The sequence below is a fragment of the Paenibacillus sp. AR247 genome (assembly GCF_002968895.1).
In the GTDB taxonomy this organism is placed as follows: domain Bacteria; phylum Bacillota; class Bacilli; order Paenibacillales; family Paenibacillaceae; genus Paenibacillus_AQ; species Paenibacillus_AQ favisporus.
This window is the reverse complement of sequence record NZ_PCZT01000009.1, coordinates 518133-525900: the sequence shown is the minus strand read 5'-3', so window position 1 is coordinate 525900 and position 7768 is coordinate 518133. Positions and strand designations below refer to the sequence as shown.

General features: G+C 54.1%; 8 protein-coding genes. 6 read left to right on the top strand and 2 right to left on the bottom strand.

Annotation, left to right across the window (positions count from 1 at the left end; genetic code table 11):
* Both CPT76_RS39380 and CPT76_RS39375 read right to left on the bottom strand, forming a co-directional pair.
* The coding region (locus CPT76_RS39380) for a sensor histidine kinase (RefSeq protein ID WP_258168278.1) at positions 1-641 on the bottom strand (641 nt) is incomplete at its 3' end.
* Positions 601-1686 (bottom strand): LytS/YhcK type 5TM receptor domain-containing protein, encoded by a 1086-nt coding sequence (locus tag CPT76_RS39375; protein ID WP_258168277.1) that lies wholly within the window; start codon positions 1684-1686, stop codon positions 601-603. The genes CPT76_RS39375 and CPT76_RS39380, both read right to left, overlap by 41 nt.
* A gap of 1041 nt (positions 1687-2727) precedes the next feature.
* Here CPT76_RS39375 and CPT76_RS10420 point away from each other — a divergent pair.
* The 6 genes from CPT76_RS10420 (at position 2728) to CPT76_RS10395 (ending at position 7539) form a co-directional block, all read left to right on the top strand.
* Positions 2728-3951 (top strand): ABC transporter substrate-binding protein, encoded by a 1224-nt coding sequence (locus CPT76_RS10420; RefSeq protein ID WP_105442867.1) that lies wholly within the window; start codon positions 2728-2730, stop codon positions 3949-3951.
* Positions 3948-4304, top strand: coding sequence for an ABC transporter permease subunit (locus CPT76_RS10415; RefSeq protein ID WP_219845405.1), 357 nt, complete (start codon positions 3948-3950; stop codon positions 4302-4304). Before CPT76_RS10420 ends, CPT76_RS10415 begins: the two co-directional genes overlap by 4 nt.
* A 24-nt stretch (positions 4305-4328) precedes the next feature.
* On the top strand, positions 4329-5327 hold the full coding sequence (locus tag CPT76_RS10410) for an ABC transporter ATP-binding protein (RefSeq protein ID WP_105442866.1): 999 nt from the start codon (positions 4329-4331) through the stop codon (positions 5325-5327).
* On the top strand, positions 5324-6436 hold the full coding sequence (locus CPT76_RS10405; RefSeq protein WP_219845404.1) for an oligopeptide/dipeptide ABC transporter ATP-binding protein: 1113 nt from the start codon (positions 5324-5326) through the stop codon (positions 6434-6436). Before CPT76_RS10410 ends, CPT76_RS10405 begins: the two co-directional genes overlap by 4 nt.
* Positions 6436-6675 (top strand): hypothetical protein, encoded by a 240-nt coding sequence (locus tag CPT76_RS10400; RefSeq protein ID WP_105442865.1) that lies wholly within the window; start codon positions 6436-6438, stop codon positions 6673-6675. The genes CPT76_RS10405 and CPT76_RS10400 overlap by 1 nt, the downstream gene beginning before the upstream one ends.
* A gap of 615 nt (positions 6676-7290) precedes the next feature.
* Positions 7291-7539: a hypothetical protein gene (locus tag CPT76_RS10395; protein WP_146116210.1), complete on the top strand. Its 249-nt coding sequence runs from the start codon at positions 7291-7293 to the stop codon at positions 7537-7539.
* The last annotated feature ends 229 nt before the right edge of the window (positions 7540-7768 follow it).

Below are 7768 nucleotides of genomic sequence, written 5' to 3'. Positions count from 1 at the left end.
ATATGGAACGAGCCCTCGCTGCCGTAGATCTCCGCGATCCGTTTTCGGATATTATGCAGAGCCGTGCCGGTACCGTCTTCCGAATGAACGGCCTGCTCACCTAGCTGTTCCAGCAGCTCCGCCGGGATTCCTTTGCCGTTATCTGCCGTGACAATCATGACTTCATGGCCTTTCCGGCTCGCGGCAATACATACGCTCCCTTTATGGTGGGGACCGAGTCCATGGAAGGCATGGCGCACGGCATTTTCGACCAAGGGCTGCAGCGTAAACGGCGGTATCTCCAAATTCGCCAGTTCCGGTTCGATATCGAATGTCATCTCAAATTTATCAGGGAAGCGCGCCTTCTCCAGCGTCAAGTAGGCTTCCACATGCCTCAGCTCCTGGCTGAGCGGGATCAGGATCTGCCGTGCGCCATGAAGGTTGCTGCGGAAAAAGACTCCGAGCTGAATGAGCAGCTCCCGCGCCTTGTCCGGATCGGTCCGGCACAGCGCTGAAATTGTATTGATCGCGTTAAACAGAAAATGGGGATGCACCTGCGCCTGGAGCGCTTTGACTTCGGCATCCCTCAGCAGCCTGCTCTGCATCTCCGCCTCGGCCAGCTCAAGCTGCGTGGAGAACAGGCGGCCAAGGCCTTCCGCCATTTCCCGCTGAACACGGTCCAGCCGTCCGGGTTCGTATATAAAGCTTCAGCGTCCCGACAGTGCCGCTCCGCACCTGCAGCGGAAGTACGATCGCAGCCTGCAGGCTGCAGCCATCATGGAAGCATTGAATGTCTTCCTTCGATGTCGCAACAGACATTCGTCCCTGTTCCAGTACGGACCGGGTAAGCTGGGTCGCCAGGCTGTGGAGCGGGACATGATGGTCCGAGCCGGCACCTACATGCGTGAGCACCTGCTCCCGATCCGTGATCGAGATCGCATCCGCATCGGTGGCCTCCAGTATGACGCTTGCCGCTTCCCGGCATGATGCCGGGTTCAAGCCCTGACGGAAAAAGGGCAGCGTCCGGTCGGCAATATGAAGCACCTGGTTGGTCTGCAGGGCGCGAGTCCGCTCCTCCTCCTGCAGGATGGACTGAATGATCAGCATAAACATCAGGGTGCCGAATCCGTTCATGACGATCATCGGCAGAGCGATGACCGAAACCAATTGAACTGCGGCATCGAAAGGGCGGGCTATCAGTAAAATAATCCCCATCTGTACGCATTCCATCAGGATTCCGATGGCAACCGCACGCCATGGCGCGCCGGGATCGGACCTCCGGAACCGCCTGCCGATCCAGCCGGTGACCAAACCTGCGAGTATGGTAGATATGGAGCAGGCGGCAGCGGTATATCCGCCAAGCGTCAGCCGATGGAGACCGGCGATCAGCCCGGCCCCAAGTCCGACCAGCGGTCCGCCAAGCAAACCGCCGATGGCCACGCCCATAATCCGCGTATTGGCCAGTGCACTGTCAACCTGCACGCCGGCCTGCCAGATTTCGGAGCCGATGGCGCCTCCATGAATTTCTACACCCGTATAGTTACTGATCATGCCGAACACGCCGAAAATGACGATCAGCAGCAGCTTGGCGGGAAGCCGATCCTCATGATGCAGCGTCTGGCGGAACGACGTCATCCTGGACAGCAGAAAGGCGACGATAATCAGGATGCCGACTCTTTCCAGCATAAGAGGCAATAAATAGAACATGTCAGCATCATCCTCCGCAATCGTTCGTTGTTCGTTGATTTACCCGCGGAGCTAGTATAATCGGAAATTGCAGCGTTTTCAATCGGTGCTGTTTCGACAGATTGCCTCAATCATTTAACGGCATGAACGACATAGAGGGACATCAGCGGATGTCGAACCTATGAACATTTTGCGATTACCCAAGAAATAATTTGATCGTCAAGAGCACGGATTTCCCGTTTGGGTAGAGCTTCATTAGGTAGGGCTTCATCATCTCATTTGCCACCGCTTAAGCGAAGAAGAACATGATGCCTAGGCGGCATATGGAGTAGTCAGGGCAACCAGCAAGCGCAAAATCTCACCGAACTTAACCGTCTGACCTTAATGGGGCTAGCTTAAGTAGAAGCTTCCGGAATTTTCCCTAAAGTCGTCCAAGACATTTGTACACCAGAGGCGTTATGTTATTGTGTGAACCAGCGGCGTCATGAATCCAGCCTGCTCCAGCTGCAGAGAGAACGAATCCCAATACAATAGCGCGAGAACTCCAAGTGATCTTTGGCGTACAAGATGATGTTTGTATCCATCATTCCGGAAGCACCATTGGCTGTGTAGATCACCAAGATGTTCAACGTCCACAGCAGCAGGCCAACGGCCTAGCTCGGCCCAGCGTTCGAAGGTCATCAGCAGAAACCCGGTTGTATCGATGAACCACGGTCGGCGAATGACCGGTTTCCAGGGAAATGAAGTATGGGGGGAGAACATTAATTCCGCGTACATAGACATGACGAGCGAAGATTATGTAAGATCATACATAGAAGGGCAGTGCCGGTTCATACATTTCTTCGGAGCCGGGATGGCGACGGATACAAGAAAGCATCAAGGAAGAAGTGTTCCGTAAGATAGTAGGCGCCCGGACCTTGCCGGGGCTCTGCCGAAAACATGTTTCAATACCTCCTCTTTACGTTTCATACAAGTCAAATTATAATTTTGAAAAAGGCGAAGGGAAAGGTGAAAGCTGCAAGAATATTTTTCACCTTTTCATAGCAAAGGAGGGGAATTCATATGGACGTTGTCCATTACTATAATAAACTGAATCAACACTTTGCTTCCGAGCCCCGAGGCTCTTCGATCCAGGTGACGATGCAGGAGCTGGAGGACATATGGGAATGCACCCGGCGAAATGCACAGCTGCTCGTGCAGAAAATGAAGGAGCAAGGCCTTATTGATTGGCAAAGCGGTTTGGGACGGGGCAATACTTCGCGGCTCGTCCTGGTTGCCGATGCACAGGAGCTGCTGCTGGACAAAGCCAAAGAACTGGCTTTAAAAGGGTATGTCGGCGAGGCGTTCGGGCTGCTGCATGCGCATACGGACCCCCTGGCCGAATCCCAATTTTCCGATTGGCTGGCCGGGCAGTTTGGTGCGCAGAAGGCTTCCGACCATAAGGACATTCTCCGTTTCCCGTTTTACCGGCCGGTGCCCGATCTCGAGCCGCTGTTCGTCATTCGCCGCACAGAGACCCACCTGATTCGACAGATTTTGAACACGCTGGTGGAGTTCGACACGACCGGTCATGTGATCAAGCCGGGGCTCGCCCATTACTGGGAATCGGATCACGGGTACACCGAATGGACCTTTTATTTGCGTAAAGGAGTTCTGTTTCATCACGGGAAGGTAATGAAAGCCGAAGATGTTCAATTTACGTTCCAGCGCTTCGGGCAGCTGAATCCGCCGGACTGGTTCATGGCGAATGTGGAAAGGGTGGAGGTCCTCAGCGATACCAGCGTACGTTTTCACCTAAGCGAACCTAACGCCCTGTTTCTGCATCTACTAGCTTCGGAACGCTTCTCCATCGTCCCTAAGGATTTGGACCGCATTGCGGCGACCCGGGATATACGGCGGATGCCGGTAGGTACAGGCCCATTTGTCATAAAGGAGAACAGCGATAACGGCATGATCCTCGAAGCGAACGAGCGGTATTTCCAGGGCCGGCCGATGATGGACCGCATCGAGATTTGGGTTTGGCCGAACTATTTGGAGCATCTGAAGCCCGACAGACTTCAGGAACGTGACACGCAGGTACTCTATTTTGAACCGACGGGTAAGAAGAAAACGGGCACTTTGCTGACTCGGCTCGAAGAGGGCAGTACTTATCTGACTTTTAATCTGTCGAGGGACGGAATACTTCATGACGTTAAGCTTCGGGAGGCTATCCATTTAGCTATTAACCGCGAACAGATGGTCAAGGAGCTGGGAGGAAAGAGAGAGGTCCCAGCTGCTGTACGTTGAAAAACCGCGAATTTATTATCGCCTGCCGGATTATGGGCCTGAAAACGCCCTATATCTTGTTCCGGGAGATTCTTCCGAACCTGACGCCGTATCTGGCGATCAACTTTATTATGGCGGCCCAAGGGGCCATCGTTGCCAGCGTCGGTCTGATGATGCTCGGTCTTGCTCCATATTCCCCGACTAACTGGGGGATGATGATCCAGCTGGCCGTACAGAACACCGGCGGCATCTTCAACCCCAAAGGCTATATCTATCTGATCTCGCCGATCATGTGCCTGGGGTTGTTCCAAATGGCCTGCATCTTTTTCAGCAATGGGCTGGAAGAGGCGCTGAATCCGAGACTGAGATCGTAAGGGCCGGCGATGAAGGAGGAGAAAATGATGGAACCATTGGTGGAAGTGAGGGGGCTGACGATCGAATTCCCGATGCGCGCAGGTCAGCTGCGGGCCGTCAATGAAGCAGATTTTGTCATCCCCAAGGGACAGATCACGGCCCTGGTCGGGGAGAGTGGAAGCGGCAAATCCACGATGGCATCCGCCATCATGCGGGCGATTTCGGTTCCCGGACGCGTTGCCGGCGGATCGATTGCGTTTGATGGCCGTGATGTGATGAGCCTGAGTAAAAAAGAACTGCAGGCTTATAAATGGGAGCAAGTGTCGATGGTGTTTCAGGCCGCGCAGAACGCGCTTAATCCCGTCGCCCGAATCAAGGATCAGATCATTGAGACCTTTCGAGCCCATTCCAAATCGTATACGGAGAAGCAAATGGTGGATAAAGCGCGGAATCTGCTCGATTATGTCCGGCTTGATCCGGACCGGGTACTGAATTCATTTCCACACGAGCTCTCGGGCGGGATGAAGCAGCGGGTTATGATCGCCTTCAGCCTGCTGCTCGATCCGCAGCTCGTCATCCTTGATGAGCCGACGACTGCGCTGGACGTGATCACTCAAGCTTATATATTCGATATTTTGAAAAAGATCCACAAAGACATGAATATTACCATGCTGCTCCTAACCCACGATATCGGCGTCGTCGCCAAAGCCGCCGACCGGGTCGGCGTAATGTATGCAGGCAACGTCGTCGAAGCCGGCGACGTCTACGATATGTTCAAGCGTCCGAAGCACCCTTACACCGCGAAGCTCATGAAAGCTGTTCCGAGCTTGTATGAAGACGTGTCGGAACGGAAGGGGATCCCCGGATCTCCGCCGGATTTGCTCAACATGCCACCGGGTTGTCCGTTTCACCCGCGGTGCGAATATGCGCACGCGAAATGCAAGGAACAGAATCCGATCAAGGTGTATACGCCCGCTGGGCATGAAGTCGCTTGTCATTTATATCCGAATCCCGAGTCGGTTGCGGAGGTGCGTACGTCATGAATGCCAGAAATATCGAATTTGAGGCAGAGCCCAGACAGCGGCTGCGGGAAGCGGCCAGAACGGAGAGTTCCGAGGTGCTGATGCGGCTCGATAGCGTAAGCATGTACTTTGAACGGAGTCAGGGCATGTTTGGTCATCCCCAGAAAGTGGGAGCTGTCGTCGATGTCAGCCTGGACATTCATCCCGGCGAAATCATCGCACTGGTTGGCGAGAGCGGATGCGGAAAGACGACACTTGGCAGCATCATCACAGGCCTGCAAAAGCCGACTTCAGGCAAGGTGCTGTACAAGGGGCAGGAGGTAACGAAACTCAGCGGCGAGAAGGCGAATCAATTCCGCGGCGACGTTCAGCTGGTGCAGCAGGATTCCTACGCCGCGCTGAATCCGATGCGAACCATTTACCAATCACTGTCCGCCCCCATCCTGCAGCGTAAAATCGTTCGCGGCCGCAAGGCGGCCCGGGCGCGGGTCATCGAGCTGCTGCAGACCGTCGGCCTGACGCCGCCGGAACGCTTCCTCGATAAATACCCGCACCAGCTGTCAGGCGGCCAGCGCCAGCGGATTCTGATGGCCCGCGCCATTTCGCTGAATCCGAAGATCATCGTGGCCGACGAGCCTGTCTCCATGATCGACGTGTCGCTGCGCATCTCGATCCTGAACCTGATGTCAGAGCTGAACCGCAAGCTGGACATCGCCATCATCTATATTACGCACGACCTGGCAACGGCCCGCTACATCGCCGGAAGGGGCCGCATGGCCGTCATGTATCTCGGACGTGTGATGGAGCTGGGCGGGGTCAACGATGTCCTCAGCCATCCGAAGCATCCTTATTTGCAGGCGCTGCTGTCCGCCGTTCCGACGCCCGATCCCGAAATCGCCAAAGCGATGGCGGAGCTGCCGCTGCGCAGCCTGGAGATGCCGAACGCGGCCAAACCGCCGTCTGGCTGCCGCTTCCATCCGCGGTGCCCGATGGCCACGGACCGCTGCTCCTCGGAAGAGCCCCAGCTCCGCTTGGTGGGCTCGGAGCAGACGGCTTGTCATTACGCGGAGGAGGCGCATGAGCTGTGGCAGCGCAAGATGGCTGACATCGGCGCCATCAAAAGCGTGTGATGGGCGACTTCGGAGCACTGTCCAGAATCGTTCTTTCGATGTCGCTAGTCCTGCTGCTGCTCTGTTTCGTCTCCCTGACGGCGGTAAGGCCAGGCACCGGGCCGTATGTAGTAGTTGTTCTGTCGGTCTGGATCAATATCATTCTCTCCGGCTGCATCATCCTCGTTTCCGTCTGGCGGAAAATGCGGGATGCCAAGCGCCGCAGGTTGGAAGAGGCGCAGGAGCCCGATGGGAAATGACTTTCGGAACTAAAGGACGGACATCCAATGATTAATGACATGAATTAATTATCGAATCAACCTTAAAAAGCACGATTCCCGCTGTGGGGAGCGTGCTTTTCGGTTTCATAGGCACGATGTTAAAGGAAAAAGAGGATGTTACAATTTATATTTAATTATATTAACTATAAACATCATTAATAAATGTTCATCCCCGCCATGACCCGGCAGAGTCTTGCCCCGCATATACAGGTTAATATCAAGTTGAAATCATATGTAACTGATCCTCCAGGAGTATCCGCGTCCAACAATGTAAAATTTCTATTTATCATCGGATTAACCCCCCGCAACTCTTGCCCGTACGCTCACGTCGTTAATATAAACACACGTATATTCAAACCGTAACGGGAAGGAGCGGAAAGTTGGAAAAGGAAAGCAGACGGCTTCTTTTTATACTGATCAGTGCAATGTCTGTTACAGCCTTGTTCGTACTGATGATTTTGGGTGCAGGCCTTTTTTTGGACCGTAACCTGCGCTCAAGTACGATGCAGGAGGCGAGGGTGCTTCTTCGAAGCGAGCTTCGTTTTCCGGATGAAGATCAGATTCGCACAGTCCAGGTATATGACGATAAAATTTATGGAACCGGAGATTCGAATCCGTTATCCGAATGGATTACGTTTGTCCGTTACCCGGCTGCGTGGTCCGTCCCCTTATCCGGTTCTGTCTCACCAGGAAGCCGTTCCATCCACGAAGGAGCTTCGCGATGACCGAACGAAGAAAGTGGTGTATCGTTTCGTGAAGGATGATTTTCTGTATACGCTGCACGGAGACGTCCCGGAGCAGGTTATTTCGGACACGGTCCTGCAGATCTTCAGAAACGAGTGAACATGGGCGGATTGATTATAGGAGCTATGCACCACTCTGGCCAGTTAGCGGCAGCCTTTCGGCTGACCTTAGTCCCCTTGGAGGGGGAAAATGGTCCAGTTTTGGTTTACATCCCCATATTCACTGCCCAACCCAAGACGATTATGAGGTATATTGGGGAGGAAGCGGTTCTTATATCTTCACAGCTCTTGTCAGGACAGCCCCTCAGAATCAGGTGATGCCATGCCAT

What these genes read in the sequence shown, in the direction of transcription:
- CPT76_RS39375 (WP_258168277.1), bottom strand. Translation starts at nt 1,686, where the DNA reads ATGTTCTATTTATTGCCTCTTATGCTGGAAAGAGTCGGCATCCTGATT.
- CPT76_RS10420 (WP_105442867.1), top strand. Translation starts at nt 2,728, where the DNA reads ATGGACGTTGTCCATTACTATAATAAACTGAATCAACACTTTGCTTCC.
- CPT76_RS10410 (WP_105442866.1), top strand. Translation starts at nt 4,329, where the DNA reads ATGATGGAACCATTGGTGGAAGTGAGGGGGCTGACGATCGAATTCCCG.
- CPT76_RS10405 (WP_219845404.1), top strand. Translation starts at nt 5,324, where the DNA reads ATGAATGCCAGAAATATCGAATTTGAGGCAGAGCCCAGACAGCGGCTG.
- CPT76_RS10400 (WP_105442865.1), top strand. Translation starts at nt 6,436, where the DNA reads ATGGGCGACTTCGGAGCACTGTCCAGAATCGTTCTTTCGATGTCGCTA.
- CPT76_RS10395 (WP_146116210.1), top strand. Translation starts at nt 7,291, where the DNA reads ATGGAACCGGAGATTCGAATCCGTTATCCGAATGGATTACGTTTGTCC.